The sequence below is a fragment of the Streptomyces sp. NRRL S-1022 genome, assembly GCF_000720135.1.
Taxonomy (GTDB): Bacteria; Actinomycetota; Actinomycetes; order Streptomycetales; family Streptomycetaceae; genus Streptomyces.
In genome coordinates this window covers 140,655-166,703 of sequence record NZ_JOIU01000002.1, presented here as the reverse complement: position 1 = coordinate 166,703, position 26,049 = coordinate 140,655, and the positions used below count along the sequence as shown (strand labels likewise).

The 26,049-nt window shown below is 72.8% G+C and carries 26 protein-coding genes; 9 read left to right on the top strand and 17 right to left on the bottom strand.

The window, feature by feature from the left end:
• Positions 1–106 precede the first annotated feature (106 nt).
• Both IG05_RS0102560 and IG05_RS0102555 read left to right on the top strand, forming a co-directional pair.
• Complete coding sequence (locus IG05_RS0102560) at positions 107–1,345, top strand: SAV2148 family HEPN domain-containing protein (protein ID WP_051789454.1); 1,239 nt, start codon at positions 107–109, stop codon at positions 1,343–1,345.
• Positions 1,346–1,447: 102 nt separating this feature from the next.
• Complete coding sequence (locus IG05_RS0102555; RefSeq protein WP_030338678.1) at positions 1,448–2,173, top strand: 3'-5' exonuclease; 726 nt, start codon at positions 1,448–1,450, stop codon at positions 2,171–2,173.
• A gap of 142 nt (positions 2,174–2,315) precedes the next feature.
• On the opposite strand, the gene IG05_RS0102550 is transcribed toward IG05_RS0102555, so the two are convergent.
• Positions 2,316–3,179 carry a phosphotransferase enzyme family protein gene (locus IG05_RS0102550; protein WP_030338677.1) on the bottom strand — a complete coding sequence of 288 codons (864 nt, stop codon included), beginning with the start codon at positions 3,177–3,179 and terminating at the stop codon, positions 2,316–2,318.
• Positions 3,180–3,349: 170 nt separating this feature from the next.
• Between IG05_RS0102550 and IG05_RS0102545 the strand changes: the two genes are divergently transcribed.
• The 4 genes from IG05_RS0102545 (at position 3,350) to mgt (ending at position 7,750) form a co-directional block, all read left to right on the top strand.
• A complete protein-coding gene (locus IG05_RS0102545) occupies positions 3,350–4,288 on the top strand; it encodes a carbohydrate ABC transporter permease (protein ID WP_030338676.1) in 939 nt (312 codons plus the stop codon).
• Entirely contained in the window at positions 4,285–5,181 is an 897-nt protein-coding gene (locus tag IG05_RS0102540) for a carbohydrate ABC transporter permease (protein WP_234335745.1), read from the top strand. Before IG05_RS0102545 ends, IG05_RS0102540 begins: the two co-directional genes overlap by 4 nt.
• The gene (locus tag IG05_RS0102535) at positions 5,181–6,458 is read left to right on the top strand and encodes an ABC transporter substrate-binding protein (RefSeq protein ID WP_030338674.1); all 1,278 of its coding nucleotides are present in this window, start codon (positions 5,181–5,183) and stop codon (positions 6,456–6,458) included. Before IG05_RS0102540 ends, IG05_RS0102535 begins: the two co-directional genes overlap by 1 nt.
• 77 nt (positions 6,459–6,535) lie before the next feature.
• Positions 6,536–7,750 (top strand): macrolide-inactivating glycosyltransferase, encoded by a 1,215-nt coding sequence (gene mgt / locus IG05_RS0102530; RefSeq protein WP_037812774.1) that lies wholly within the window; start codon positions 6,536–6,538, stop codon positions 7,748–7,750.
• 84 nt (positions 7,751–7,834) lie between these two features.
• Here the strand turns inward: mgt and IG05_RS0102525 are convergent, their stop codons facing one another.
• Positions 7,835–10,078: an MMPL family transporter gene (locus IG05_RS0102525; RefSeq protein ID WP_030338672.1), complete on the bottom strand. Its 2,244-nt coding sequence runs from the start codon at positions 10,076–10,078 to the stop codon at positions 7,835–7,837.
• Positions 10,079–10,492: 414 nt separating this feature from the next.
• Between IG05_RS0102525 and IG05_RS0102520 the strand changes: the two genes are divergently transcribed.
• Positions 10,493–11,509 (top strand): ketopantoate reductase family protein, encoded by a 1,017-nt coding sequence (locus tag IG05_RS0102520; RefSeq protein WP_030338671.1) that lies wholly within the window; start codon positions 10,493–10,495, stop codon positions 11,507–11,509.
• A 97-nt stretch (positions 11,510–11,606) separates the two neighbouring features.
• Complete coding sequence (locus tag IG05_RS0102515) at positions 11,607–12,254, top strand: DsbA family protein (protein WP_030338670.1); 648 nt, start codon at positions 11,607–11,609, stop codon at positions 12,252–12,254.
• A 547-nt stretch (positions 12,255–12,801) separates the two neighbouring features.
• On the opposite strand, the gene IG05_RS46620 is transcribed toward IG05_RS0102515, so the two are convergent.
• Entirely contained in the window at positions 12,802–13,413 is a 612-nt protein-coding gene (locus IG05_RS46620) for a hypothetical protein (protein WP_158838757.1), read from the bottom strand.
• 331 nt (positions 13,414–13,744) lie between these two features.
• On the opposite strand from IG05_RS46620, the gene IG05_RS0102505 reads away from it, so the two are divergent.
• The gene (locus tag IG05_RS0102505; RefSeq protein ID WP_030338668.1) at positions 13,745–14,068 is read left to right on the top strand and encodes a hypothetical protein; all 324 of its coding nucleotides are present in this window, start codon (positions 13,745–13,747) and stop codon (positions 14,066–14,068) included.
• Positions 14,069–14,109: 41 nt separating this feature from the next.
• Here the strand turns inward: IG05_RS0102505 and IG05_RS0102500 are convergent, their stop codons facing one another.
• From IG05_RS0102500 to IG05_RS0102435, 14 genes are all read right to left on the bottom strand, one after another.
• Positions 14,110–14,418 (bottom strand): hypothetical protein, encoded by a 309-nt coding sequence (locus IG05_RS0102500; protein ID WP_030338667.1) that lies wholly within the window; start codon positions 14,416–14,418, stop codon positions 14,110–14,112.
• An 82-nt stretch (positions 14,419–14,500) separates the two neighbouring features.
• Complete coding sequence (locus IG05_RS0102495) at positions 14,501–15,253, bottom strand: sirohydrochlorin chelatase (RefSeq protein ID WP_030338666.1); 753 nt, start codon at positions 15,251–15,253, stop codon at positions 14,501–14,503.
• 5 nt (positions 15,254–15,258) lie between these two features.
• A complete protein-coding gene (locus IG05_RS0102490) occupies positions 15,259–16,137 on the bottom strand; it encodes an ABC transporter permease (RefSeq protein WP_030338665.1) in 879 nt (292 codons plus the stop codon).
• On the bottom strand, positions 16,124–16,903 hold the full coding sequence (locus tag IG05_RS0102485) for an ABC transporter ATP-binding protein (protein ID WP_030338664.1): 780 nt from the start codon (positions 16,901–16,903) through the stop codon (positions 16,124–16,126). Before IG05_RS0102485 ends, IG05_RS0102490 begins: the two co-directional genes overlap by 14 nt.
• Positions 16,904–16,937: 34 nt before the next feature.
• Complete coding sequence (locus tag IG05_RS0102480; protein WP_030338663.1) at positions 16,938–18,050, bottom strand: aliphatic sulfonate ABC transporter substrate-binding protein; 1,113 nt, start codon at positions 18,048–18,050, stop codon at positions 16,938–16,940.
• 234 nt (positions 18,051–18,284) lie between these two features.
• Positions 18,285–19,619 carry a sulfate adenylyltransferase subunit 1 gene (locus IG05_RS0102470; protein ID WP_030338661.1) on the bottom strand — a complete coding sequence of 445 codons (1,335 nt, stop codon included), beginning with the start codon at positions 19,617–19,619 and terminating at the stop codon, positions 18,285–18,287.
• Between the two features lie 2 nt (positions 19,620–19,621).
• A complete protein-coding gene (cysD, locus tag IG05_RS0102465; RefSeq protein WP_030338660.1) occupies positions 19,622–20,557 on the bottom strand; it encodes a sulfate adenylyltransferase subunit CysD in 936 nt (311 codons plus the stop codon).
• Complete coding sequence (gene cysC / locus IG05_RS0102460; protein ID WP_037812765.1) at positions 20,554–21,090, bottom strand: adenylyl-sulfate kinase; 537 nt, start codon at positions 21,088–21,090, stop codon at positions 20,554–20,556. The genes cysD and cysC overlap by 4 nt, the downstream gene beginning before the upstream one ends.
• Positions 21,091–21,113: 23 nt before the next feature.
• A complete protein-coding gene (locus IG05_RS0102455) occupies positions 21,114–21,833 on the bottom strand; it encodes a phosphoadenylyl-sulfate reductase (RefSeq protein WP_030338658.1) in 720 nt (239 codons plus the stop codon).
• Positions 21,830–22,012, bottom strand: a complete 183-nt coding sequence (locus IG05_RS0102450; RefSeq protein WP_030338657.1) for a hypothetical protein — start codon at positions 22,010–22,012, stop codon at positions 21,830–21,832. The genes IG05_RS0102455 and IG05_RS0102450 overlap by 4 nt, the downstream gene beginning before the upstream one ends.
• A complete protein-coding gene (locus IG05_RS0102445; RefSeq protein WP_030338656.1) occupies positions 22,009–23,709 on the bottom strand; it encodes a nitrite/sulfite reductase in 1,701 nt (566 codons plus the stop codon). Before IG05_RS0102445 ends, IG05_RS0102450 begins: the two co-directional genes overlap by 4 nt.
• A gap of 127 nt (positions 23,710–23,836) precedes the next feature.
• Positions 23,837–23,920 (bottom strand): putative leader peptide, encoded by an 84-nt coding sequence (locus IG05_RS50210; protein ID WP_310739661.1) that lies wholly within the window; start codon positions 23,918–23,920, stop codon positions 23,837–23,839.
• A 127-nt stretch (positions 23,921–24,047) separates the two neighbouring features.
• Entirely contained in the window at positions 24,048–24,620 is a 573-nt protein-coding gene (locus IG05_RS0102440) for a GNAT family N-acetyltransferase (RefSeq protein WP_030338655.1), read from the bottom strand.
• Between the two features lie 85 nt (positions 24,621–24,705).
• Positions 24,706–26,040 carry a hypothetical protein gene (locus IG05_RS0102435; protein ID WP_030338654.1) on the bottom strand — a complete coding sequence of 445 codons (1,335 nt, stop codon included), beginning with the start codon at positions 26,038–26,040 and terminating at the stop codon, positions 24,706–24,708.
• Positions 26,041–26,049 lie beyond the last annotated feature (9 nt).

Sequence of the window (26,049 nt, the reverse complement as noted above, 5' to 3'; positions counted from 1 at the left end):
CGGGAAACCGACCTGTCCATCCGGCTGCACCGCCGACCGCTCGCGGAGTACCCTTCCTTGATCGTTGAGACGGGAAAGGCCCGGGGGAGCGGAAGGCGGTGCACGGGTGGGCTCGGGAGGGCTGGAGCTGCCTCCTGGTGACGAGGGTCACGAGGGGAACTCCACAGACGTCCCGCCCGGCGCGGTGTCCCTGGCCCGGCCGATGGACGCGGGATCCATCGGGCCGGAGCTGGACTGGGACGCCGACGCCTGGCGCGAGGTGCGCACCCGCGCCCAGCGGGCGGGCCGGGCCTACATCTGGCTGAACCTCGTCGAACAGCGGCTGCGCGCCGTCGTGGCGGCCGTGCTGCGGCCCGTCTACGAACCCGTCCACGGCGACGAGTGGGTGGTGGCCGCGGCCGGCCCGGCCGGGCAGGAGTGGGTCCAGCGCGCGGTCGCCGTCCGCGAGGTCAGCCGCCGCAAGGGCTACCTGCTCGACCCGGCCGACGACAACGTGCTCAGCTTCCTCACCCTGCCGCAGCTGCGCGAACTGGTGGTGCAGCACTGGCCGTGCTTCGAGCCGTACTTCGACGAGCGCCGGGACCTGGAACTCGCCCTGGACGAGCTGGAGGTGACGCGCAACGTCGTCTCCCGCAACCGGGCCCTGTCCGCGGCGGTCCTCGGCCAGGCCGAGCGGGCCTCCGCCCGGCTGCTGGAGATGCTCGGCGCGGGCGGGGACGTGCCCTCGGCACGGCGGCTGCCCGTCGACGCGGTCGAGGACCTGGTCGGCGACCGGTACGCCGACGTCGTCGCGGTCCACGCCGACCGGGTGCGGCTGCTGCGCCAGTTCCCGGCCGAGGACATCTTCGGCGGCGCCCGCCGGCTCGACGCCATCGGCATCGGCCTCAACCTGCTGGTGCAGAACTTCTCCGGGCGCCGCCTGGTCCGGCTCGCCGAGTCCGGCTGCCGGGTGCGGCTGCTCTTCCTCAACCCGGCCTCCAGCTCGGTCAAGCGCCGCGAACGGGAACTCGGGATGAAGCGGGGCGAACTGAGCCGCTCGGTCGAGATGAACATCCTCCACATGCGCCGGGTGCGCTCCCGGCTGCGCGACCCGGGCGCGTTCGAGATCCAGGTGTACGACGAGACGCCCCGCTTCACCGCCTACCTGGTGGACGGCGACGGCGCCGACGGGATCGCCGTGGTGCAGTCCTACCTGCGCGGGGCGCGGGGGATGGAGTCGCCGGTGCTGGTGCTCCGCAACGGCAGCAAGCTGGTCAAGTCGGACGACATGGATGAAGCCGGGCTCTTCCCGACATATCGCGAGGAATTCGAGTTCACGTGGGCGGATTCGCGCCCGGTGTCCTGAACTGTCCGTGGCGGCAAGCGGAACGCGGTCCTCGGATTGTCAGTGCCGCGTGCGATGGTGGAAGCCACTGGGGGAAAGCACCACCAAGAAGGGGGGCCGCCCATGGGCTGGCACCGGGAGCTGCTGATCGGCTTCGACCTGGAGACGACCGGGACCGATCCGCGTACGGCGCGCATCGTCACGGCGGCCGTGATCGAGGTCAGGGCCGGCGAGCCCATGGGACGCCGGGAATGGCTGGCCGATCCGGGCGTGGAGATCCCGGCCGACGCGGTCGCCGTCCACGGCATCAGCAACGAACGCGCGGCGGCCGAGGGCCGTCCGGCCGACCGGGTGGCCGACGCCGTCGCGGACGTCCTGGTCGCCTACTGGAAGACGGGCGTCCCCGTCGTCGCCTACAACGCGGCCTTCGACCTCACCCTGCTCTCGGCCGAACTGCGGCGGTACGAGCTGCCCTCGCTGGCCGACCGGCTCGGCGGCGTCCGCCCCGCCCCGGTCATCGACCCGTACACCATCGACCGCCGGGTCGACCGCTACCGCCGCGGCAAACGGAACCTGGAGGCGGTCTGCGCGGAGTACGGCATAGTCCTCGGCGCGGCCCACGACGCCACCGCCGACGCCCTCGCCGCGGCGCGGCTCGCCTCCGCGATAGCCGAGCGCCATCCGAAGGTCGCGTCCCTGGGCCCGGCCGAGCTGCACCAGCGGCAGATCGAGTGGTACGCGGACTGGGCGGCCGACTTCCAGGCGTTCCTGCGCCGCAAGGGGGAGGCGGACGCGGTGGTCGACGGCACCTGGCCGCTGCGGGAACTGACGGAGGGCCAGCCGGCCTAGCGGCCTTCGGGTCACGCCGGCGTCACGGTGCGGCTGATCCGGCACTGCTTCCCGGGAGCCGACCTGCTCCGGAAGTCATCCCCTGGCCGTTTTACGCCGGCGGGCGCGCGGCGGCCGGCGCAGCCGCCAGCGCCGGGCACCCTCAGAAGGGATACCACCGCACCGTCGCGTCCCCGTCCCGCAGCGACGCCACCCGGCGCTCGAACTCGGCCAGCGCCTTCGGGTTGCCCGGGGCGTGCTGGGCCACCCAGGCACAGCTCGCCGTCTCCCGGGCGCCCCGCAGCACCGCACAGCCCTCCCACTCGCGCACGTCCCAGCCGTACGCCTCGGTGAAGGAGTCGTACGCCTCGGCGGGCAGCCCGTAGCGGTCCCGGGACAGGGCCATGACCACCAGGTCGTGCTCGCGCAGATCGGCGGAGAAGGTCTCCAGGTCGACCAGGACCGGCCCGTCCGGCCCCACGTGCACATTGCGGGGCAGCGCGTCGCCGTGGACCGGACCCGGTGTCAGGTGCGGCGTCAGCGCCGCCGCCTGGGCCGCGAAGCCGTCGCGCCGCGCCCGCAGATAGGCCGCGTCCTCCGGATCGACCGCGTCGCCCGCGAGCCGCAGCCAGCGTTCCACACCGCCCAGCAGGTCGCGGGGCGGCAAACCGAAGGGAGGAGAGGGGAGTGCGTGCACCCTGCGCAGCAGTCCGGCCAGGTCCCGCGGCCCGGCGGGCCGTACGGGGTCCGGCAGCCGGTGCCACACGGTCACCGGGTGGCCGTCCACCAGCAGCGGCTTCGGCTCGGCCGCCCGCACCGCCGGTACGCCGGTGCCGGCCAGCCACCCGGCGACGGCCAGCTCGCGCTCGGCCCGCGCCAGCAGTTCCGCGTCCCGGCCCACCTTCACCACCAGGTCACCGGCCGCGAACACCGCGTTCTCGCCGAGGGCCAGGAGCCGCGCGTCCCGGGCCGGGCCCGGCAGCACTCCCGCCGCCGCCAGTACGTCCCGTGCGCGTGCCTCGTCCATCCTCGTGCCTCCGTGCCGTCTTCCCGTGCCGTGCCCGTCCGGTCTCCCGGTCCTCGTCCCCGGCCAGTCTCGCATTCGCACAGGTCGCCCACCGGGCGCGGGCCCTTGACGAGGTGCCGGGCCTTCACGACCATGAACACGCCAACCGTGCAGGCAAAGGGGCTGGTTCCGTGACATCAGTGGCCGAAGCACGCAGACCACCGGCACCGGCCCCGGCACGCGGGCGGGCCGGCCGCCGGGTCGCCGATCACGGCTCCTGGTTCCTGGTCCTGCCCGCCCTCCTCCCGATCCTCCTGCTGAGCGTCGGCCCGCTGCTCTACGGCACCCTGCTGGCCTTCACCGACGCCCAGTCCGGCCGGACGGCCGCCACCCGGTGGATCGGCGCCCTCAACTTCCGGGACCTGCTGCACGACACCCTCTTCTGGGAGTCCTTCCGGATCGGACTGGTCTGGGCGGCCGGCGTGACCGTGCCGCAGTTCCTGCTGGCGCTCGGCCTGGCCCTGCTGCTGAACCAGGACTTACGCCTGCGCGGCCTGGCCCGCGCCCTCGCGATCGTGCCCTGGGCGATGCCCGAGGTCGTCGTCGGCATCATGTGGCGGCTGGTCTACAGCCCGGACGCCGGTGTCCTCAACGAGACCCTGCGTGACCTCGGTCTCGGTGCCGGCCGGGACTGGCTGAGCGGCCTGGCCACCGCGCTGCCCGCGGTGATCGTCGTCGGTGTCTGGGCGGGCCTGCCGCAGACCACGGTCGCGCTGCTCGCCGGACTGCAGAACGTCCCGCGCGAACTCCACGAGGCGGCGGCCGTCGACGGCGCGGGCGCCTGGCGCCGCTTCCGCGCCGTCACCTGGCCCGCACTCCGGCCGGTGGCCCTCGCCGTCACCGCGCTCAACCTCATCTGGAACCTCAACTCCTTCGCCCTGGTCTACGTGCTGACGGGCGGCGGACCCGGCGGCAGGACCCGGCTGCCGATGCTCTTCGCGTACGAAGAGGCCTTCCGCTACGGCCAGTTCGGCTACGCGGCGGCGATGGGCTGCGTGCTCGTAGCGGTGGTCTCGGTCCTGCTCGCGGTGTTCCTGGCCGGCCGGCTGCGCGGCGGTGACACCGCATGAGGGCCGCACGGACCACCCACACCCCCCGGATCTCACGGACCTCCCGTGCTCCCCGGATCTCCCGGACCCGCCGTGCCGCCCGCGCCGGACGCTACCCGGCCCTCCTGGGCTACCTGCTGTTCCTCGCCTTCCCCTTGCTGTGGCTTCTGTCCACCGCGCTGAAGTCCCCGCGGGAACTGGGCAGCCTGCATCCGGCCTGGATCCCGCGCGACCCGACCCTGGCCAACGTCCGGCAGGCCTTCGCCGAGCAGCCGCTGGCGCACGCCGCGCTCAACTCGCTGCTGGTGGCGTCCTGCACCGCCGCCGTCGCCGTACTCATCGCCACCCCGACGGCCTACGTCATGGCCCGCCACCGCACCCGGCTGGCGCGGGCCGCCACGGGGTGGGTGGTGGTCAGCCAGGCGTTCCCCTTCGCGCTGGTGATCATCCCGCTGTTCCTGGTACTGAAGAACCTGCGGCTGATCGACTCCCTGGCCGGACTGGTACTGGTGTACGTGGTGTGGGCGCTGCCGTTCGCCCTGTGGATGCTGACCGGCCATGTCCGGGCGGTGCCAGTCGAGTTGGAGGAAGCGGCGGCCGTCGACGGGGCCGGGCGGCTGAGAACGCTGGTGTCGGTGACGGCGCCGCTGCTCGGCCCCGGCATCGCGGCGACGGCCCTGTTCGCCTTCGTCACCGCGTGGAACGAGTTCTTCTTCGCGCTGGTGCTGCTCAAGAGCCCCGGCAAGCAGACCCTCCCGGTCGTCCTCACCCACTTCATCGGCGCTGAGGGCGTGGCCGACCTCGGCCCGCTGGCCGCCGCCGCGTTCCTCGCCACCCTGCCCTCCGTGGCCGTCTTCGCGCTCGTCCAGCGGCGGATCACGGGCGGCCTGCTCTCGGGGGCGGTGAAGAGCTGATGCGCAGAGCGATCACCACCGCGCTCGTCGTCCTCCTGCTCCTCGCGGGCTGCTCCCCGGGCGACCGCACGGACGGCGGCCCCGTCACCCTGCGCTTCCAGTCACTGGCCTGGCAGCAGGAGTCCGTCGCCGCCAACAAGGAGCTGGTGCGGGAGTGGAACGCCACCCACTCCGACGTCAAGGTCGAGTACGTCCAGGGGAGCTGGGACAGCGTGCACGACCAGCTGCTCACCTCCTTCGAGGGCGGCGAGGCACCCGACATCATCCACGACGCCTCCGACGACCTGGCCGACTTCGCCTACGGCGGCTATCTCGCCGACCTGACCGGCCTGCTGCCCGCCCGGCTGCGGTCCGGCATCCCGCGCGCCGGCTGGGCGACGGCCACCTTCGGACGCGGTGTCTACGGCGTGCCGTTCCTCCAGGAGCCCCGGGTGCTCATCGCCGACGCCGACCGGCTGCGCGCGGCGAGGGTGCGCATACCGACACCCCAACACCCCTGGAGCTGGGCGGAGTTCCGGCAGGTCGCCAGGCGGCTGAGCGGGCCGGGGCGGTACGGCGTGGCCTGGCCGCTGAGGGAACCCGTCTCCGCCACGCTCAACCTGTCCCTGTCGGCGGGCGGACGGCTCTTCCACCGGGGCGCGGACGGCAGGGTCACCGTGCGCTTCACGGCCGGGGACGCGGTCGTCCCGCGCACCATCCGCGACCAGGTCGTCCTCGACCGCAGCGCGCCCGCCTCGACGCTCGGCAGCGGCGGCTCGGACACCCTGCCCGGCTTCTTCGCCGGCCGGTACGCGATGGTCCCGCTGGGCTTCTCCTACCGCCAGCAGATCGTGCAGCAGGCGCCCGCGGACTTCCACTGGACGGTGCTGCCGGCCCCGGCCGGCGCCGACGGGCTCACCCAGGGCGTCAGCCCGCAGACGCTGTCCGTGTCCGCCGACTGCCCGCACAAGAAGGAAGCGGTCGCGTTCATCGACTTCCTGCTGCGGCCCCGCAACATGGTCCGCCTCGCCCTCGGCGACTGGATGCTGCCGACCGGCACCGGGGCACTGAAGGACCCGGCTCTGCACACCGCCAAGTACGGGTGGGCCACCGGCACCGCCCTCGCGGCCCGGCTGCGCCCGGCACCCGCCCAGTCCGTGCGCGGCTACGCGGAATGGAAGGACAAGGTGGCCGCCCCGGCCTACCAGGAGTACTACAGCGGCGCGATCGGCCTCGAAGAGCTGCGCCACCGCCTCGAACGGGACGGAAACCTGGTGCTGGCCCGCTACCAGCGCTGAACGGTCACCGCAGGGACGGTCCCCGGCGCACCGAAAAGCGTTAGACGAGACGTATCGTCTCACCTAGCCTCGACGTCATGCCTGCAACGATCCCGCCCGCCCACATCGCCATGTTCTCCATCGCCGCCCACGGCCACGTGAACCCCAGCATGGAGGTGATCCGTGAACTCGTCGCCCGCGGCCACCGCGTCACCTACGCCATCCCGCCGGCCTTCGCCGGCAAGGTGGCCGACACCGGCGCCCGGCCCGTGCCCTACACCTCCACCCTGCCCGGACCCGACGCCGACCCCGAGGCCTGGGGGAGCACCCTGCTCGACAACGTGGAGCCGTTCCTGGACGACGCGATCCAGGCGCTCCCGCAGCTCGCCGAGGCCTACGCCGGCGACACCCCCGACCTCGTCCTGCACGACATCACCTCCTACCCGGCCCGCGTCCTCGCCCACCGCTGGGGCGTCCCCGCGATCTCCCTCTCCCCGAACCTCGTCGCCTGGAAGGGCTACGAGGAGGAGGTCGGCGAGCCGATGTGGCGGGAGCCGCGGCGGACCGAGCGCGGACGTGCCTACTACGCCCGGTTCGGGGCGTGGCTGGCCGAGAACGGGATCACCCTGGACCCGGACTCCTTCGCCGGCCGCCCCGACCGCTCCCTGGTGCTCATCCCGAGGGCACTCCAGCCGCACGCCGACCGGGTCGACGAACGCGTGTACACCTTCGTCGGCGCCTGCCAGGGCGACCGCGCCGGGCAGGGCGACTGGCGGCGCCCCGCGGACGCGGAGAAGGTCGTGCTGGTCTCCCTCGGATCGGCCTTCACCAAGCAGCCCGCCTTCTACCGGGAGTGCGTGCGCGCCTTCGCGGACCTGCCCGGCTGGCACGTCGTCCTCCAGGTGGGCCGGCATGTGACCCGGGACGAACTGGGCGACGTACCGGAGGAGGTCGAAGTGCACGACTGGGTGCCGCAGCTGTCGATCCTGCGGCAGGCCGACCTGTTCGTCACGCACGCGGGCGCCGGCGGCAGCCAGGAAGGGCTCGCCACCGCCACACCGATGATCGCCGTACCGCAGGCCGCCGACCAGTTCGGCAACGCCGGCATGCTCCAGGGACTCGGCGTCGCCCGGCACCTGCCCGCCGAGGAGGCCACCGCCGACCGGCTCCGCGAGGCCGCGCTCGCCCTGGTGGACGACCCGGAGGTGGCCCGCCGGCTCAAGGCGGTGCAGGCGGAGATGGCCCAGGAGGGCGGCACCCGGCGGGCGGCCGACCTCATCGAGGCCGAACTGCCCGGCCGCGGCCCGCGCTAGAGGACCGCTCCCACCGGACGGGAGCACGGCAGGGCCCGCCGGTCCCCACGGGGGCAGCGGCGGGCCCTGCGGCGACGGGCGGGATCAGACGGTCAGCCGTTCACCCCGGTCGGGCACCGGTGACGCGGCCTGCTCGGGCGCCTCGTCGTGCGTGAGGTCCGGCAGCCGGTGCAGCCACTTCGGCAGGTACCAGTTGCGCTCGCCGAGCAGCGCCATCACCGCCGGGAGCAGCACCCCGCGGATGACCGTGGCGTCGATCAGGACCGCCGCGGCCAGGCCCACGCCCATCTGCTTCATGGACTGCATGGACAGCGTGCCGAAGATGGCGAAGACGGCGACCATGATGACGGCGGCGCTGGTGACGACCCCGGCCGTGGTGACCACGCCGTGCCGGATCGCGTCCGTCGTCGTACGGCCGCGCATCCGCGCCTCGCGGATCCGGGAGACCACGAAGACGTGGTAGTCCATCGACAGCCCGAACAGGATCACGAAGAGGAACAGCGGCAGCCAGGTGACGATCGCGCCGACCCCTTCCGCGCCCACCAGCGAGGCACCCCAGCCGTGCTGGAAGACGGCGACGAGGATGCCGTACGCGGCGGCCACCGACAGCAGGTTCAGCACGATCGACGTGATCGCGACCGTCAGCGAACGGAACGACAGCAGCATCAGCAGGAAGGCGAAGACGACCACGAACGCGAAGACCGGGACGACGGAGCCCATCAGCTGGTCGTTGAAGTCGTGGTTGCCCGCGACCTGCCCGGTGATCGGCGCCTGCACGCCGTCGGCCTTGCCGAGGGTGGCGGGCCGCACCTCGTCGCGCAGCTTCTCCAGGCTCTTCGTCGCCCGGTCCATGTCGGAGCCGCCGACCAGCGGCACGGAGACCAGGGCGACGTTCTGCGCGTCGTACAGCTTGACCTCGACCGGGCCGCGCGAGGCGCCCGAGGCGATGGCCTGCCTGCGGAAGTCGGCCAGCGCCCGCCGCACGCCGGGGGCGTTGACGTCCGTGGCCTTGACGACGACCTGGGCCGGCTCGCTGCCGCCCGGGAAGGCCTCGTTGAGGTGGTTGTACGTCTGCACCATGGGCAGCGAGTCGCCGAACTCCTGGTCCAGGGTGAGCTGCTGGGTCTTCATGCCGAGCGCGGGCGCGGCGATCGCCAGCAGCGCGCCGGCCGCGACGACGACCGAGACGAGCGGCTTGGCCAGCACACCCCGCAGCACGGCCGACCAGAACCGGCTGTCCCCGCTTCCCGTGCGCCGGCGGCGGCCCAGGAACGGGATGCGCCCCTTCTCGACCCGCTCGCCGAGCAGCGACAGCAGCGCGGGCAGCACGGTGACCGAGCCGGCCATGGCGACCGCCACGACCATCAGCGAGGCCAGGCCCATCGCCTCGAACTCGGCGAGCCCGGTGAACAGCATGCCCGCCATCGCCACGCACACCGTCACCCCGGAGACGACAATCGCCCGGCCGCTGGTGGCGGCGGCGATCCGCAGCGCGGTGCCCGCGTCCCGGCCGGCGGCCCGCTCCTCGCGCTCGCGACGCAGGTAGAACAGGCAGTAGTCGACGCCGACGGCCATACCAACCAGCAGCATCACGGAGTTGGCGGTGTCGCTCATCGGCTGGAGGTGGCTGACCAGGCCCATCAGGCCCATCGTCGCCATGATCGCGGTGATCGCGAGGGCCACCGGCAGCAGCGCGGCCACCAGCGCGCCGAACGCGATCAGCAGGATGCCGAGGGCGACCGGCACCGCCGAGTACTCGGCCTGCCGGAAGTCGTCCCCGAAGGCGTCCTTGTACTGCTTCTGCATGCTGGCGCCGCCGATCTCCTCGATCCGCAGGCCCGCGTGGTCCTTCTGCACCCCGGCGACGGCGTCCAGCACCGGCTCGATCCGGTCGGCGGCCGTCTCCGCGTCACCGCGCAGGTCGAACTGGACCAGCGCGCTGCGCCCGTCGCGGGAGACGGTGTGCGTGTCGTACGGCGAGGTGACGCCCGTGACCTCGCCGGTGCCCTCGACGGCCTTCACGACGTCGGCGACGGCCGCGCGGAACTCGGTGCCGGTGGCCTTGACGGCGCCGGTCCTGCCCTGGACCAGCACGGTCTCGCCGGCCGGCTCCTTGATGCCGGCGTCCTCGATGATCTTCGCAGCGGTGTGGGTCTCGCCCTTGAGCTGGTCGCTCTGGTCCACGTCGACCCGGCCCGCCGCGGAGCCGAGCCCCATCGCCAGGACCACGAACAACACCCATATGCCGACGGCCGCCCAGCGGTGCCGGGCGCTCCAGCCGCCGGCGCGGGCGGCCAGCCCCCGCACCCGCACCTCTGTGTTCCCCATGACGGGTCTGCCCCCCTCGTGTGCGGTGCCGGCCCCCTGCCGTCACCTGCGTGCTTGTTCGATTCGACGGTAGGGGCCGGACGGGAACGGCTCGTCGTACTGGCCGGTGAACTGTGCGGTGGCCGGATCACCACTGGGGAGGACGACGGCCCCTTACACCTATCGCCGGTTCTCGGGGACGGCTCTCAGGGCTCCGGTGTCCGATCCGCCGCCAGCGCTCCCGGTTTGTCATTGCGAAACCTTGTTGAACAAGTCACAGCTGCGTGAAGGAGTTGATCCGCACGCCGCTGATCAGCGAGAGTTTCGCGCAGCCCGGCCCACGCCGTGCCGTGCGGCCTTCGCGCCCGCCCCCACGGGGCACGAGGGCCGCACGGCAGGCGCCGCGGGACCGCCCGCCTGTGCGAGGCTCGGCGCATGCGCTACATCATCATCGGAGCCGGCGCGGTCGGCGGCACCGTCGGTGGACGCCTCGCCCAGGCCGGGCGCGAGGTCGTCCTCGTCGCCCGCGGCGCCCACCTGGCCGCCCTCCGCGCGCACGGGCTGCGCCTGCGGGTCCCGCAGGGGGAGTCGACGCACCGGCTGCCCGCCGTCGACGGGCCGGACCCGCTCGGCGAACTGCGCCCCGACGACGTCCTCCTGCTCGCCGTGAAGACCCAGGACACCGTGGCCGCCCTGGACACCTGGGCCGGCACACCCGTCGCCGGCGGCGGCACCGCGGCCGAACGGCTGCCGCTGGTCTGCCTGCAGAACGGCGTCGAAAGCGGCCGGCTGGCACTGCGCCGCTTCCGGCGCGTGTACGGGGTCTGCGTCTGGCTGCCCTCCACCTTCGTGGAACCCGGGACCGTCTCCGCCGCCGGCGCCCCGCTCACCGGCGTGCTGCACCTCGGCCGCGCCCCGCACGGCGCCGACGACACCATCCGCCGGATCGCCGCCGACCTCACGGACGCGCACTTCGAGGCACCGGTCGTGCCCGACGTGGCCCGCTGGCAGTACGCCAAGCTGCTCGGGAACCTCGGCAACGCGCTGGAGGCGGTCAGCGGACCCGTGGCGAGCGAGGCGGCCCAGGCGCTGTTCGCACGGGTCCGCGCGGAGGGCGAGGAGGTGCTCGACGCCGCCGGGATCGCGTACGCCGGCGCGGCGGAACAGCGCGCCGCCCGCGACGGCAAGGTCACCCTGGTCCCGCTGGACGGGGTTCCGCGGGGCGGCGGCTCCTCCTGGCAGTCCCTGGTCCGGGGCACCGGCACCATCGAGGCCGACTACCTCAACGGCGAGATCGTCCTGCTCGGCCGGCTGCACGGCGTCCCCACCCCGCTCAACGAACTGCTGCAGCGCCTCGCCGGCGAGTTCGCGCGCGAGGGCCGGCCGGCCGGTTCGCTGCCGGTCGCCGACCTCGTCCGGCTGGCCGACGAGGCGGTACGGCAGAGCGGCTGACCAACGGCCCCGGCCGCGAGGGTCCGCCGATCGGACCAGTCATACAGCGGTCGATTGGGCCGGGACTCCGGTCCATCCGGGCACTAGCGTCGCCGTCATGACGCACAGCAGCACCGACACCCCGCCCCGCACCACCGCCGGCCCTGCCCGGGTCGACTTCTACTTCGACCCGGCCTGCCCGTTCGCCTGGATCACCTCCCGCTGGCTGCTGGAGGTCGAGCGGCTGCGCCCGCTCGACCTCCGGTTCCGGGTGATGAGCCTCCACCTGCACAACACCGGCAACGAACTGCCCGACTGGTACCGGGACCTGGTGGACCGCTCGATCGGCCCGGTACGGGTCGCCGTGGCCGCCGCCGAACGGCACGGCGACGAGGTGCTGCGCGACCTGTACACCGCGTTCGGCACCCGCATCCACGACCACGGCGTCAAGGACTTCGACACGGTGATCACCGAGTCGCTGGCCGAACTCGGCCTCCCCGCCGACCTGTCGGCCGCGGCCCACGACCCGGCGTACGACGACGCCGTCCGCCGCAGCCACACGGCCGGCGCCGAACCGGAGACCGGCGGCTACGTCGGCACCCCCACCCTGCACCTCGACGGCACCGTGTGGTTCGGGCCCGTGCTGCGCGCCGTGCCGCGCGGTGCCGAGGCGGCCGAACTCTTCGACAGCTTCCGGGTGCTGGCCCGGCACCCCGACCTCTTCGAGCTGAAGCGGACCCGCACCGGAGCGCTCCGGTTCGACTGACCCGAGAAGAGATTGGCCGATAAGTGCCCCTGCGGCGGGCCGCCCGCGGCGCACGTGTGACACGGCGGCCACGGCCGGCGCAGAACCAAGAGCCGTCGCGGTCCGACGTCGCAGGGGAGCGCCGGACCGCGGCGACCGTTACCACACCCCCGGCCCCCGCCGCCGCGCCTCACCGAACCACGCGACAAACCCGCGGAGTTGTTTCTAGGGTGAGCCGCGCGACAGGCGTGAGGGGGACGGACGGATGAGTGTGACCGGCAGGCCGCTGCCGTCGTTGCCGCAGTACCGCAAGGACGGGGTCACCCGGCGCCTGAGCGCCTCGGTGCACGTCGCCGACGACGTCGCCCTCTACGTCGACCGGGTGCTCACCGGAGACCGGCTCGACGCCCTCGGGCCGAGCCCGCACATCAGCGCCGTCGCCCTCACCCGGCCCGCGCGCGTGGCCACCCGCCGCCGCGCCGCCCTCGACCACCGGCTCGCCTGCCTCCGGACGGCCGTACTCCTCGCCCTGCCCGTCGGATCTCGGGGACTGGTCAACGCGCACCCGTCACTCGGACGGGTGGCGATTTTCGGCCCTCTCGGCGCCTGCGCGGTCGCCCGGCGACTGGTCCGCCACACCGAGGCCCGCGACCGCGACACGGCCCGGGAGGTGTACCTCTCGGAGGTCGTCCGGCAGCCCCCCGGCATCAGCCGGCCCGCCGAAGCGCCCGGCGGCGGAAAGCTCCCGCTGCGCCCCTTCGACGTCATCGGCCTGCGCACCCACATGGCACGGCACGGGCAGAACATGCCCGGACTCCAGGGCCCGCGCGCCCGGAACCGGCTCCACGTCCGCGGCAGCAACGTCCCCCTGATCCCCGGGCCGCCGCCCGACCCCACCCGCCTGTCCCGCGCCGGGCTCCCGGTCGTCCCCCTCGAACGCTGGTGGGACCTGACCCGCCACGCCACCCGCCGCACCGGCCCCGGACAGCGCGGCGCCCTCGGCCGCACCCTGCGCCGCCACCGCCGGCAGCACGACCGGGAACGCGCCCTGACCCGGACCCGCCGCGCCGTCACCCGGCAGCACGTCCGCCACGGCCACGGCGCCACCGGCAGCCTCCGCGAGGACCTCGGCGCCCGGGACGAGGCCGGTCGCCTCGAACGCACCGACGCGCAGGGCCACCTGTTCCGGCTCCGGCAGGGCGTGCCGACCGCCACGGAACGGTTCCTGCGGGACCACCCCATCGGCACCAGTTCCCTCGACAAGGCCGTGCAGGTCATCAACACGCGGACGTACGACATCGGTAACGTCAGCGGTCCCAGCAACTTCGGCGCCCCCGCGACGGTTCTCCCGGGCGGGCAGCAAGGACCCGGACCCCACGGCGGCCCGGGAGCCCAGGGCGGACCCGGGCCCGCGGGATCCGGCCCGCCCCCGCCGAAACCCCAACCCCAGCCATCCGGCGGCCCCTCCGGCCCGGAACCTGGCCAGCCGGAATCACAAGCGAGGACAGGACATGAGCTCCTACAACATCGGCAACGTCAACGGCCCGGCCGACTTCGGCGACCACGGGCAGATGCAGGTCGACCACGCCAACCCCGACCTGCCGACCATGATGGACCTGTCCGCGCGGCTCACCGAGACGCTGCGCGCCGAGTACCCGCAGCTGGTGCGCCAGGGCGAGATCATCCAGGCCCAGTTCCAGGAGTCCGCCGAGGACGGCCTGCCGCCCAACCGGGGCCGGATCCGCTCCGCCCTGGAAACGATCGCCATCGCGGCCTCGGCCGGCACCGGCAGCCTCGCCTTCACCCGGCAGCTCCTCACCGCCCTGGGACTGTAACCGGCCGGAGCCCCGCCGCCACCTGGCTCCGGCCACGGACGTCACCGCGCCCGCACCACCGCCCGGACCCCGCCGCCGAGGTCCAGGTCGAGACCCGACCGCAGCGGCACCCTCCGACCGGGCTCGACCGTCTGCACGGTGCCGTCCGAGCGGGTGCCCGTCCAGGTCTCCCCTGAGCGGTCGACGAGCCCGAACCGCCCCGGCTTCCCGGGGTGTTCCACCAGCTCCGCCACGAGCGCCGCGCCCGAGCAGTCGTGCCGCGCCGGCTCCGGCAGCAGACGATGGGCCCGCACCCGGGCGGCGCGGCGCAGCCGGATGTGGTGCTCGGTGCGCGGCGGCGGAGTGGTCACCGTCACTGCTGAGACGGCTGGGGGACCAGGAGCCCCCGACGGCCGACGCGGTGCGGGCTCCCTCCCGCGGCCGGGACGGTGGTCAGGCCCCGAGAGCCGTCAGAGCGGGCCGGGACGCCCCCTCGTACCGCTCCACGAGCACCCGGGCCACCTCGGGCGCCGCACCCAGCACATCGCCCAGGACGTCCGCCCCGGCCGCGCCGCGCGCGATGCGGTCGGGCAGGAAACCCGGCGCCAGGACGTACGGCGCCACGGCCACCCGCGCGCAGCCCAGCGCGCGCAGCTCCCGTACCGCGTCCTCGGTACGGGGAAGGGATGCGGAGGCGAACGCAGGCCGCACGGCGCACCAACCGGTGTGCCACCACTCCCGCGCGATGTCGGCGATCACTGCGATCGCCTCCGGGTCGGAGGACCCCGCCGAGGCCAGCACGACCCCGGTCGAGGACTTGTCGGCGGGGGACAGCCCCGCCGCGTACAGCCGCCGTTCGAGGGCGGCCAGGAGCAGCGGCGACGGGCCGAGCACCTCCGCCTGGCGGATGCGCAGCTGCGCCGGCGCGTCCCGCAGCACGGCGGGGATGTCCGCCTTCGCGTGGAACGCGCGGGTCAGCAGCAGGGGGAGGGCGACGACGTCACGGACGCCCTCCGCCGCCAGCGACCGCAGCACCCCGTGCACGGACGGGACGTTGAAGTCCAGGAAGCCGGTCTCCACCCGCACGTCCGGGCGCAGCGAGCGCACCCGGCGCACGAGGGCGTGCACCGTCGCGGCATGGCGCGGGTCGCGGCTGCCGTGGGCGATGACGACGAGGACGGGACGGACCGGCTGCACAGGGCGCATGGGACTCAGCTCTTCACCAGCAGGCCGCGGCTGCGCAGCACCCACCGCTCCAGCGGGCTGAAGATCAGCAGGTCGATCGCTATGCCGACGAACAGGATGAGCAGGATGGCGAGGAAGACCGTCGCCATGCTGCTGTTGGTACGGCCCACCTCCAGCAGCTGGCCCAGGCCCATGCCCATGTCCGGCGACTGGGCGATGATCTCGGCGGCCATCAGCGAACGCCAGGAGAACGCCCAGCCCTGCTTCAGCCCGGCCACATAACCGGGCAGCGCCGCCGGCATCACGATGTGCCAGGTGCCGCGCAGCCCGGTCGCGCCCAGGGTGCGGCCCGCGCGCAGGAACAGCGGGGGCACCTGGTCGACACCCGACACCAGGCCGTTGGCGATCGAGGGGACGGCGCCGAGCAGGATCACGGTGAACATCACCGAGTTGTCCAGGCCCAGCCAGATCACCGCCGGCGCGACCCAGGCGACCGAGGGCAGCGACTGCAGACCGGACAGGATCGGGCCGAACGCCGCGCGCACGAACCTCACCCGCGCCACGAGCAGACCCAGCGGCGTACCGATGGCCAGCGCGAGCAGGAAGCCCAGCAGACCGCGGGAGACGCTGCCCCAGATGTAGTCGATCAGGGTGCCCTTGAGCCACTGGTCCTCGACCTCGGCCCACACGTCCTGGGGCGAGGGCAGCTTCGACGGGTTGTCGACGACCGGGTAGAGCAGGCTCCAGGCCACCAGCACCACGGCGATGGCGACGATGGGCGGCAGGATCTTGTTCCTGAAGGTCTGGCTGAAGGGCGTACGGCCGGCGGCCGTCGTCTCCAGTGCGTCGAGGCCCGCCTCGACGCTTCCGGCGTCCTGGGCCGGCGTCGTCTCAGTGCTGGCCATGACGGCGGATCTCCCCACGCAGTACATCGGTGATCTCAAGGGACAGTTCGGCCACGGGCGCGTCCTCGATGCGCCGCGGCTGCGGGATGTCGACCGTCCACTCGCGTGCGATCCGGCCGGGGCGCGAGGACAGCAGCACGACCCGCTGGGCGAGCCGCACCGCCTCGCGCACGTTGTGCGTGACGAAGAGGACGGACAGGCCCGTCTCCGCCCAGATGCGGGTCAGCTCGTCGTGCAGCACGTCCCGCGTGATGGCGTCCAGGGCCGCGAACGGCTCGTCCATCAGCAGCAGGTTGCTCTCCTGGGCGAGCGCGCGGGCCAGCGCCACACGCTGACGCATACCGCCCGACAGCTCGTGCACCCGCTTGCCGTACGCGCCCTTCAGGCGGACGAGTTCGAGCAGCTCCTCGGCCTTGCCGCGGCGGTCGTTCTTCGCGACTCCCCTGAGTTTGAGGGCGAGTTCGATGTTCTTGCCCGCCGTCAGCCACGGGAAGAGGGCGTGCTCCTGGAACATCAGGGCGGGGCGGCCGTCCGTCGCGATGGCGCCGGCGGTCGGCCGGTCCAGGCCCGCGACCAGGTTGAGCAGGGTGGACTTGCCGCAGCCCGAGGCCCCCAGGAGGGTGACGAACTCGCCGGGCGCGACATCGATGCTGATGTCGTCCAGGACGAGCTGCTGCCCGCCCGGTCCTGCGAAGGACTTCGAGACGTGCTCAAGGCGGGCGGCGTACTCCACCGACTCCGCGGCCTTGGCGAAGGTCGTTGCCATGGTCGTCACCTCCTGGGAACTCGTCGGGCGGGGGTCAGCTCGCGCCGAGACCGGCGTCGTCGACCGTGTTCGCGCCCTCGGCCTTGAGGACCTTGTTGAGGATCGTGAGGTCGTAGATTCCCTTGAGGTCCGGCTTCTGGAGCAGGCCGGCCTTGACCGCGTGCTCCGCCTCCGTGCCGAGGGTTGAGGCCAGCGGGTCGTCGGTGAACTGGATGGACTTCCACGCCGGGTCCAGGACCTTGGCCGGCAGCGCCTTGCCCGAGTCGGTCTCAAGCTGCTTGTTCGCCACGGCCTTCGCCCGGCCGGGGTTGGCGTTGATCCACTTGTTGGCCTCGACCGAGGCCTTCAGCACGGCCTCGACGGCCTTCGGGTGCTCCTTGAGGAAGGCCTGGCGCACGATGATGTTCGTGATCACGAACTTCTTGTCCGGCCACAGCGAGGCCTCGTCGAGCAGCACCTTGCCGCCCTCGGCGACCAGCTTGGACGCGGTCGGCTCCGGCACCCAGGCCCCGTCGATGGCACCGGACTTGTAGGCGTCCGGGGTGATCTTGTTGTCGGTGCGGACCACCGACACGTCGCCCTTGCCGGTGTTGGCGTCGACCTTCCAGCCCTGGTCGCTGATCCAGTTGAGGAACGCCACGTCCTGCGTGTTGCCGAGCTGCGGCGTGGCGATCTTCTTGCCCTTGACGTCCTTCAGGGACGTGATCTTCTTCGGGTCGACGACGAGCTTCACACCGCCGGAGGCCGAGCCGCCGATGATCTTCAGGCCCTTGCCGTTGGACTTGACGTAACCGTTGATCGACGGGGACGGGCCGATCCAGCCGATGTCGATGGAGCCGGAGTTGAGCGCCTCGATCTCCGAGGGGCCGGCGTTGAAGATCTGGTAGTCCGCCTTGGTGGCGCCCAGTTCCTTCTGGAACAGGCCCTGCTGACGGGCGACGAGCGCGGTGCCGTGGGTCAGGTTGCCGAAGTAGCCGATCTTGACGGACCCGAGGCCGTCGATCTTGGACGAGCCGGCGGCGACCTTCTCCTTGGCGTTGTCGGCCGTGGACTTGGACCCGTAACCGCAGGCGGCGAGGGTGAGCAGGGGGAGCGCTGCTACCACGGCGGCACCGCGGCGAAGGAGGGTGGAGCGGTTGGCAGGCACGGGAGGGTGTCCTCTCGTTGGCCCGGCGGTCACGGGCTTTCAGGTCGTGGCCGGGAGTTCGGCAAGGGTCTTCGTCGCGTCCGGGACGTCGGGTGGGGGGACGGGGCGCGCAAGCGGTGCGCGTACGTCAGCGCACACATCGCGCCACTCCGCCCTGCCCGCTGCCGAGGGCGCCGCTGCCGACGCGGCCGCCCTCCTTCGCGAACGTCGAGTAGAAGTCGGTGGCGTACATCCTCAGAAGTCCCAGCCGTCGTCGTCGGCCTCGTCCTTGACCGGCTCGGGGGCCGCGAACGACTCGCCGACCATGCCGGCGGTGAGCGTGGTGCCGTCGGAGGGGTCGATCAGGATGAACGAGCCGGTGCGGCGCGAGTCGGCGTAGGAGTCGACCGGCAGCGGCTCGGCGGTACGGATCTTCACCCGGCCGATGTCGTTGGCGACGAGCTGCCCCGGGTGCGGGTGCAGGGACAGGTCGTCGAGGGTCAGCCGGGACGGGATGTCCCGCACGATCGCCTTGACCGTGCGCGTGCCGTGCTTGAGCAGTACCCGGTGGCCGACCGTCAGCGGGGCGTCGGCGACGTGGCAGACGGTCGCCTCCACGTCCTGGGTGGTGGCCGGCGCGTCCTTCGTCGGCACGATCAGGTCGCCGCGCGAGACGTCGATGTCGTCCGCCAGCAGCACCGTCACCGACTGCGTCGTCCACGCCACGTCGGCCGGCTCGCCCAGCAGGTCGATGCCGGTGATGGTCGTCGTACGGCCGGACGGCAGCACGGTGACCGGCTCGCCCACCCGGAAGGAACCGGCCGCGATCTGGCCCGCGTAGCCCCGGTAGTCCGGGTGCTCGGCGGTCTGCGGCCGGATCACGTACTGCACGGGCAGCCGCGCGTGGCAGTGCGCCAGGTCGTGGCTGACCGGCACGGTCTCCAGGTGCTCCAGCACGGTCGGGCCGCCGTACCAGTCCATGTTCGCGGACGGCTCCACCACGTTGTCGCCGGCCAGCGCCGAGATCGGGATCGCGGTGACCTCGGGGACGCCCAGCTCGGTGGCGTACGCCGTGAACTCCTCGGCGATCGCGGCGAACACGGGCTCCGCGTACCCGGCCAGGTCCATCTTGTTGACGGCGAGCACCACGTGCGGGACGCGCAGGAGGGCGGCGATGGCCGCGTGCCGGCGGGTCTGCTCGACCACGCCGTTGCGGGCGTCGACCAGGATCACCGTCAGCTCGGCCGTGGAGGCGCCGGTCACCATGTTGCGGGTGTACTGCACGTGCCCGGGCGTGTCGGCGAGGATGAACCGGCGGCGCGGGGTCGCGAAGTAGCGGTAGGCGACGTCGATGGTGATGCCCTGCTCCCGCTCGGCGCGCAGGCCGTCGGTGAGCAGCGCGAGGTCCGGGCCCTCCTGGCCGCGGCTGGCGGAGACGCGCTCCACGGCCTCCAGCTGGTCGGCGAGGACCGACTTGGAGTCGTGCAGCAGCCGCCCGACGAGCGTGGACTTGCCGTCGTCGACGGAGCCGGCGGTGGCGAACCGCAGCAGGGTGGTGGCCGGGAGCGCCTCGGTCGTGGTCGTGCTCATGCTTAGAAGTACCCCTCGCGCTTGCGGTCTTCCATCGCGGCCTCGGACATCTTGTCGTCGGCGCGGGTCGCGCCCCGCTCGGTCAGCCGGGACGCGGCGATCTCGGCGATGACGGCGTCCAGCGTGGTCGCGTCGGAGTCGACCGCGCCGGTGCAGGACATGTCGCCCACCGTCCGGTAGCGCACGAGCCGCTTCTCGACGGTCTCGCCGTCCTTCGGGCCGCCCCACTCGCCGGCGGTCAGCCACATGCCGCCCCGCCGGAACACCTCGCGCTCGTGCGCGAAGTAGATCTCCGGCAGCTCGATGCCCTCACGGGCGATGTACTGCCAGACGTCCAGCTCGGTCCAGTTGGACAGCGGGAAGACGCGGACGTGCTCGCCGGGGGCGTGCCGGCCGTTGTACAGGTTCCACAGCTCGGGGCGCTGACGGCGCGGGTCCCACTGGGAGAACTCGTCCCGCAGCGAGAACACGCGCTCCTTGGCCCGGGCCTTCTCCTCGTCGCGCCGGCCGCCGCCGAAGACCGCGTCGAACCTCTCCGACTGGATCTTCTCGGTGAGGGGGAGGGTCTGGAGCGGGTTGCGGGTGCCGTCGGGACGGTCCTTGAGCACACCGCGGTCGATGTAGTCCTGGACGGAGGCCACATGGAGACGCAGCCCATGGGCGGCCACCACGCGGTCCCGGTACTCAAGGACTTCCGGGAAGTTGTGTCCCGTGTCCACATGCAGCAGGGAGAAGGGAACCCCGGCCGGCGCGAACGCCTTCAGCGCGAGGTGCAGCATGACGATGGAGTCCTTGCCACCGGAGAACAGGATCACCGGGTTCTCGAACTCGCCCGCGACCTCGCGGAAGATGTGCACCGCCTCGGACTCCAGGGCGTCCAGGTGCGACAGGGCGTACGGGCTCGCCGTGCCCTCGTTCGGCTTGGCGACCGTGGTCATGCCAGTCCCCTCTCGCTCAGCAGCGCGTACACCGACCCGGCGGACTCCTGCACCGTCTGATGCTGCGACTCGATCCGCAGATCGGGGGTCTCGGGCTCCTCGTACGGGTCGTCGACACCGGTGAGACCGGTCAGCTCACCCGCCGCCTGCTTGGCGTACAGGCCCTTCACATCGCGCACGCTGCACACCTCGACCGGGGTCGCCACATGGATCTCCAGGTACGGCGTCCCGTTCTCCTCGTGCCGCTTGCGGACGGCGTCCCGGCTGTCGCCGTACGGCGCGATCACCGGCACCAGCGCCTTGACGCCGTTGCGGGCCAGCAGCTCGGCGACGAAGCCGATGCGCTGCACGTTGGTGTGCCGGTCCTCCCGGGAGAAGCCGAGGCCCGCCGAGATGAACTCGCGGATCTCGTCGCCGTCGAGCACCTCGACCCGGTGGCCCCCCGCACGCAGCCGGTCCGCCAGCTCGTAGGCGATGGTGGTCTTGCCGGCGCTCGGCAGACCCGTGAGCCAGACGGTGGCTCCGGTCGTCACGTCAGTCTCCTGATGGTTCGTCGTCATCCGTGCAGCCCGCACTCGGTCTTGGCGCGGCCCGCCCAGCGGCCGGCCCGCGCGTCCTCGCCCTCCAGGACCCTGCGGGTGCACGGGGCACAGCCGACGGAGGCGTAGCCGTCCATCAGCAGCGGGTTGGTGAGCACACCGTGTTCGGTGATGTACGCGTCCACGTCGTCCTGGGTCCAGCGGGCGATCGGCGAGATCTTGACCTTCTGCCGCTTCTCGTCCCAGCCGACGACCGGGGTGTCCGCCCGGGTCGGGGACTCGTCGCGGCGCAGGCCCGTCGCCCACGCCTGGTAGTCCTTCAGGCCCTCTTCCAGCGGCTGCACCTTGCGTAGCCTGCAGCACAGGTCGGGGTCGCGGTCGTGCAGCTTCGGGCCGTACTCCGCGTCCTGCTCGGCGACCGTCTGCCGCGGCGTGAGGGTGATGACGTTGACGTCCATCACGGCCTCCACGGCGTCCCGGGTGCCGATGGTCTCCGGGAAGTGGTAGCCGGTGTCGAGGAAGATCACATCGACGGGGGCCTCGCCCTTCACCACGCGCGAGGCGAGATGGGAGACCACGGCGTCCTCCATGGAGGAGGTGACGCAGAACTGCTTCCCGAAGGTGTCCACCGCCCACTGGAGGATCTCCAGCGCGGAGGCGTCCTCCAGGTCACGGCCCGCCTGCTCGGCGAGTGCCTTCAGCTCCTCGGTCGTGCGCTCCTGCTGAGCCGTCGTCATATCCGGTCGTCCCCTCCGTTGTCGGCTCGCTGCAGCCCCCGGGCGAGCAGCCCGAGGAACGTCAGCCGGAATGCGCGGTTGCACGCCCCGCATTCCCAGGCGCCGTGGCCCTGCTCGTGCGGACGCAGGTCCTCGTCACCGCAGTAGGGGCAGTAGAAAGGCGCCGCACGCTCACTCACGACAGCGCCTCCTCGGAAGCCCGCGAAGCCCAGGCGGCGAACCGCTCGCCGGCCTCGCGTTCCGCCTGGAAGCGCCCCAGCACCCGCTCGATGTAGTCGGGCAGCTCGTCCGCGGTGACCTTCAGGCCGCGCACCTTGCGGCCGAAGCCCGCCTCCAGACCGAGGGCGCCGCCCAGGTGCACCTGGTAGCCCTCGACCTGCTCGCCCCGGTCGTCGAGGACCAGCTGGCCCTTGAGACCGATGTCCGCGACCTGGATACGTGCGCAGGCGTTCGGGCAGCCGTTGAGGTTGATGGTGAGCGGCTCGTCGAAGTCCGGCAGCCTGCGCTCCAGTTCGTCGATCAGCGTCGAGCCGCGCTGCTTGGTCTCCACGATGGCGAGCTTGCAGAACTCGATGCCGGTGCAGGCCATCGTGCCGCGCCGGAAGGAGGACGGCCGCGCGGTGAGGTCCAGCGCCTCCAGGCCCTCCACCAGCGACTCGACCTGGTCCTGCTCGACGTCGAGGACGATCATCTTCTGCTCGACGGTGGTGCGGACCCGGCCCGAACCGTGCGCCTCGGCCAGGTCGGCGACCTTCGTCAGCGTGGCCCCGTCGACCCGGCCGACGCGCGGCGCGAAACCGACGTAGAACCGGCCGTCCTTCTGCCGGTGCACACCGATGTGGTCCCGCCACTGCTGCACCGGCTGCTCGGGCGCGGGTCCGTCGACCAGCTTGCGCCCTCCCAGGTACTCGTCCTCCAGCACCTGCCGGAACTTCTCCGCGCCCCAGTCGGCGACCAGGAACTTCAGCCGGGCGCGGTTGCGCAGCCGCCGGTAGCCGTAGTCGCGGAAGATCGAGATGACGCCCTCGTAGACGTCCGGTACCTCGTCGATCGGCACCCAGGCCCCGAGGCGCACGCCCAGCTTGGGGTTGGTGGACAGGCCGCCGCCGACCCACACGTCGAATCCCGGGCCGTGCTCGGGGTGGCGCACGCCGACGAACGCGACGTCGTTGATCTCGTGCACCACGTCCAGCAGCGGCGAACCCGAGATGGCCGTCTTGAACTTGCGCGGCAGGTTCGAGTACGCCGGGTTGTTCAGGACGCGGCGCTTCATCTCCTCCAGCGCCGGCGTGGCGTCGATGATCTCGTCCTCGGCGATGCCCGCCACCGGGGAGCCGATCATCACGCGCGGGGTGTCACCGCAGGCGGTGACCGTGGACAGGCCCACGCCCTCCAGCCGGTTCCAGATCTCGGGCACGTCCTCGATGCGGATCCAGTGGTACTGGACGTTCTGCCGGTCGGTGATGTCCGCCGTGCCGCGCGCGAACTCCTGCGAGACCTCGCCGATCACCCGCAGCTGCCGCGTGGTGAGCGCCCCGCCGTCGATGCGCACGCGCAGCATGAAGTACTCGTCGTCCAGCTCCTCCGGCTCCAGCACCGCGGTCTTGCCGCCGTCGATCCCGGGCTTGCGCTGGGTGTACAGCCCCCACCAGCGCATCCGGCCGCGCAGGTCGTTCGGGTCGATGGAGTCGAAGCCGCGCTTGGAGTAGATCGTCTCAATGCGTGTCCGCACATTGAGACCGTCGTCGTCCTTCTTGAACTGCTCGTTGCCGTTGAGGGGCGTGAAGTGGCCGACGGCCCACTGGCCCTCACCGCGGTGACGGCTCACCTTGCGGCGGGGCGCTGAGGCGGCAGGGTTCTGTGGGGTGGCGGCCATGGGTGTACGTCCTTCGGGACAGGCGGGAAGTCGGCTCTGACCTGCGCGTACGTGCGCACGCGGGCATGAGTGCGCACCCTTGCGCAGGCGTGATCAGGTACGAGGAGTGAACGGCGGTGCTGGGGCGTCAGCTCGCCGGACAGATGGCGCTGGACATGCGGCCGAGGTCGACGTGCCGCCGACTCACCAAGGCAATTCCAGTTCCAGGCATGACGGAAGCGTGTCACGGCGATCTGGACACAGTCCAGCTTCGTCCATCATGCGGACACCCTTGTCCCGGAATGTGGAACAAGGGTGGCGTCGCTCACATGCGCTGCGAGAAGGCTTGTCCCGCCAGGTCAGGCGGGGTATGCCCCGGGCCACGGCCCGGGCGTGGCCGTCTCCGGCTCCAGCTCCACCTTGGTGTCGAACAGCTTGAAGCCGCGCCGCTGGTAGTTGGCCATCGCGAAGTCGCCGTCCTTGCTGCACGTGTGCAGCCACACCCGCTTCGTGGGCGTCCGCTGCGGCCACCGCTCGGCCAGGTCCCAGGCGCGTGCCGTGCCGTACGCCAGCAGGTGGCCGCCGATGCGCCGGCCGCGGAAGGCGGGGATCAGCCCGAAGTAGACGATCTCCACCACGCCCTCGTCCTGCGGCTCCAGTTCCACGAAGCCGGCCGGGGTGCCCCGGTCGTACGCCACCCAGGTCTCCACGCCGGGCCGCTCCAGGTACTCCTGCCACCGCGCGTACGTCCAGCCCAGCCGGTCGGTCCACCGGATGTCACCGCCGACCGAGGCGTACAGGAAGCGGCTGAACTCGGGGGAGGGCACCTCGGCGCGGACGATCCGGACGTCGCCGTCGGGCGCGGCGGCGGGCAGGAGATCGGCCGGGGACGTCTGCTCAAGGGACCAGGTGGTGACGGGAACGCTGCTCATGCGGGCCAGGGAACCATCCCCCGGCCCGGTCTGTCGATCGGCGTCCGGGCCCGGCCGGCCCCGGGCCCGCCCGGGCCCCCGGGGGTCAGTCCAGGGCGCCGTCGAGGCCGGCCAGCGGCAGGGCGAACAGCATCCGGTCGGACAGCGACCACACCTCGCCGGTCGCCTGCCAGTAGGAGAGGGAACCCGCGTCCCGCGCCCAGCAGCGGTCCGAGGCGTCGGCGCCGCAGCGCACCGCCCGGGCCCCCGCGGTGTCCTGCCGCCACAGTCCGCCGTGCCCGTCCTGCGAGCCGGGCAGCCGTCCCACATACCAGGACGCCCGGTCCGCCCCCGGCTTCCGGTACGACAGCACGCCCCGGATCCCGGCCGCCCGGGTCCGGTACGCCTCCACCGCGTCCGCCCGCCCCCGGCCGTCCGTGGCGAGCAGCCCAGGGCGTGCCGGGTCGGTGCTGAACGCGTACCGCCACAGCCGGGCGCGCCGGTCGCCGTCGGGCGCGGTCCACTCCGCGGCGACCAGGCTGTCCGGTGCCGTACCCCGGTCCAGGGCGAGCGCGCCGGGACAGGGCGGGCCGGCGGGGGCGCAGCGGCCGGCGGCGAAGCGGTAGGAGCCGACCGCGGGCAGGACGTAGCGGTGGCCGTCGGCGGACCAGCCGCCGGGCACCCGGCCGATCGCGGGGGCGTCGACGGTGGTGCGCTGGATGCGGTCGAGGTCGTAGACGTAGAGCGCGTCGGCGCTGCCGGACGTGGTGGTGACCAGCAGCTTGTTCTCGTACCAGACCATGCCGGAGATCCCGGACGTCAGGCCCCGGTAGTCGCGGCCGCCGTCGACCGGGACCACCAGCAGGGCCCAGCGGTAGGCGAGGTGCGCGGGGTCGTCCGCGTCGACGAAGGCGACCCGGGCCAGGCCCCGTTCGGCGGGCCGGCCGGCGGTGGTGCTGTGCGCCGAGCCGGCCAGGATCACCCGGTGGGTGCCCCACACGCCGTCGTCGTCGGCGTCCCCCGAGGTGGTCACCGACGCCGGCCGCCAGGTGTCGGCGGCGGAGTCGGCCGGGTCCCAGCAGTAGGCGCGGGCGGCGGCCGGGGCGACGGGCAGGGACGCGCGGTCGCCGGAGGGGCAGTCGGCCGCCTCGCGCAGGTCGCGGTCGGCGCTGTCCAGTACGTCGTCCACACCGACCGGGCGGCCCATGGCGGCGGCGAGCCGGTCCAGCGTGCGGGCGGGGACCAGGTGCTCCTGGAGCCGGAGCGGGCCGGTGTCCGCGGGGGAGACCAGCGGCTTCAGCGCGCCCGGGTCCTCGCCGACCTCGGCCTGGGAGGCGCTGATCAGGGTGGCGGCGGCGGTGAGTGCCAGTGCCGTACCGGTCAGGACGGCGCGCAGTGCCGCGCCCCGTCTGCGCCGGCGGTGTCTGCCGCGATGCTTCATCTCTCCTCC

What these genes read in the sequence shown, in the direction of transcription:
- IG05_RS0102495 (WP_030338666.1), bottom strand. Translation starts at nt 15,253, where the DNA reads ATGCGCCCTGTGCAGCCGGTCCGTCCCGTCCTCGTCGTCATCGCCCAC.
- IG05_RS0102490 (WP_030338665.1), bottom strand. Translation starts at nt 16,137, where the DNA reads ATGGCCAGCACTGAGACGACGCCGGCCCAGGACGCCGGAAGCGTCGAG.
- IG05_RS0102440 (WP_030338655.1), bottom strand. Translation starts at nt 24,620, where the DNA reads ATGAGCAGCGTTCCCGTCACCACCTGGTCCCTTGAGCAGACGTCCCCG.
- IG05_RS0102445 (WP_030338656.1), bottom strand. Translation starts at nt 23,709, where the DNA reads ATGGCCGCCACCCCACAGAACCCTGCCGCCTCAGCGCCCCGCCGCAAG.
- IG05_RS0102555 (WP_030338678.1), top strand. Translation starts at nt 1,448, where the DNA reads ATGGGCTGGCACCGGGAGCTGCTGATCGGCTTCGACCTGGAGACGACC.
- cysD (WP_030338660.1), bottom strand. Translation starts at nt 20,557, where the DNA reads ATGACCACGGTCGCCAAGCCGAACGAGGGCACGGCGAGCCCGTACGCC.
- IG05_RS50210 (WP_310739661.1), bottom strand. Translation starts at nt 23,920, where the DNA reads ATGCCTGGAACTGGAATTGCCTTGGTGAGTCGGCGGCACGTCGACCTC.
- IG05_RS0102515 (WP_030338670.1), top strand. Translation starts at nt 11,607, where the DNA reads ATGACGCACAGCAGCACCGACACCCCGCCCCGCACCACCGCCGGCCCT.
- IG05_RS0102470 (WP_030338661.1), bottom strand. Translation starts at nt 19,619, where the DNA reads ATGAGCACGACCACGACCGAGGCGCTCCCGGCCACCACCCTGCTGCGG.
- IG05_RS0102535 (WP_030338674.1), top strand. Translation starts at nt 5,181, where the DNA reads ATGCGCAGAGCGATCACCACCGCGCTCGTCGTCCTCCTGCTCCTCGCG.
- IG05_RS0102525 (WP_030338672.1), bottom strand. Translation starts at nt 10,078, where the DNA reads ATGGGGAACACAGAGGTGCGGGTGCGGGGGCTGGCCGCCCGCGCCGGC.
- IG05_RS0102550 (WP_030338677.1), bottom strand. Translation starts at nt 3,179, where the DNA reads ATGGACGAGGCACGCGCACGGGACGTACTGGCGGCGGCGGGAGTGCTG.
- IG05_RS0102435 (WP_030338654.1), bottom strand. Translation starts at nt 26,040, where the DNA reads ATGAAGCATCGCGGCAGACACCGCCGGCGCAGACGGGGCGCGGCACTG.
- IG05_RS0102520 (WP_030338671.1), top strand. Translation starts at nt 10,493, where the DNA reads ATGCGCTACATCATCATCGGAGCCGGCGCGGTCGGCGGCACCGTCGGT.
- IG05_RS0102505 (WP_030338668.1), top strand. Translation starts at nt 13,745, where the DNA reads ATGAGCTCCTACAACATCGGCAACGTCAACGGCCCGGCCGACTTCGGC.
- mgt (WP_037812774.1), top strand. Translation starts at nt 6,536, where the DNA reads ATGCCTGCAACGATCCCGCCCGCCCACATCGCCATGTTCTCCATCGCC.
- IG05_RS0102540 (WP_234335745.1), top strand. Translation starts at nt 4,285, where the DNA reads ATGAGGGCCGCACGGACCACCCACACCCCCCGGATCTCACGGACCTCC.
- IG05_RS0102455 (WP_030338658.1), bottom strand. Translation starts at nt 21,833, where the DNA reads ATGACGACGGCTCAGCAGGAGCGCACGACCGAGGAGCTGAAGGCACTC.
- IG05_RS0102485 (WP_030338664.1), bottom strand. Translation starts at nt 16,903, where the DNA reads ATGGCAACGACCTTCGCCAAGGCCGCGGAGTCGGTGGAGTACGCCGCC.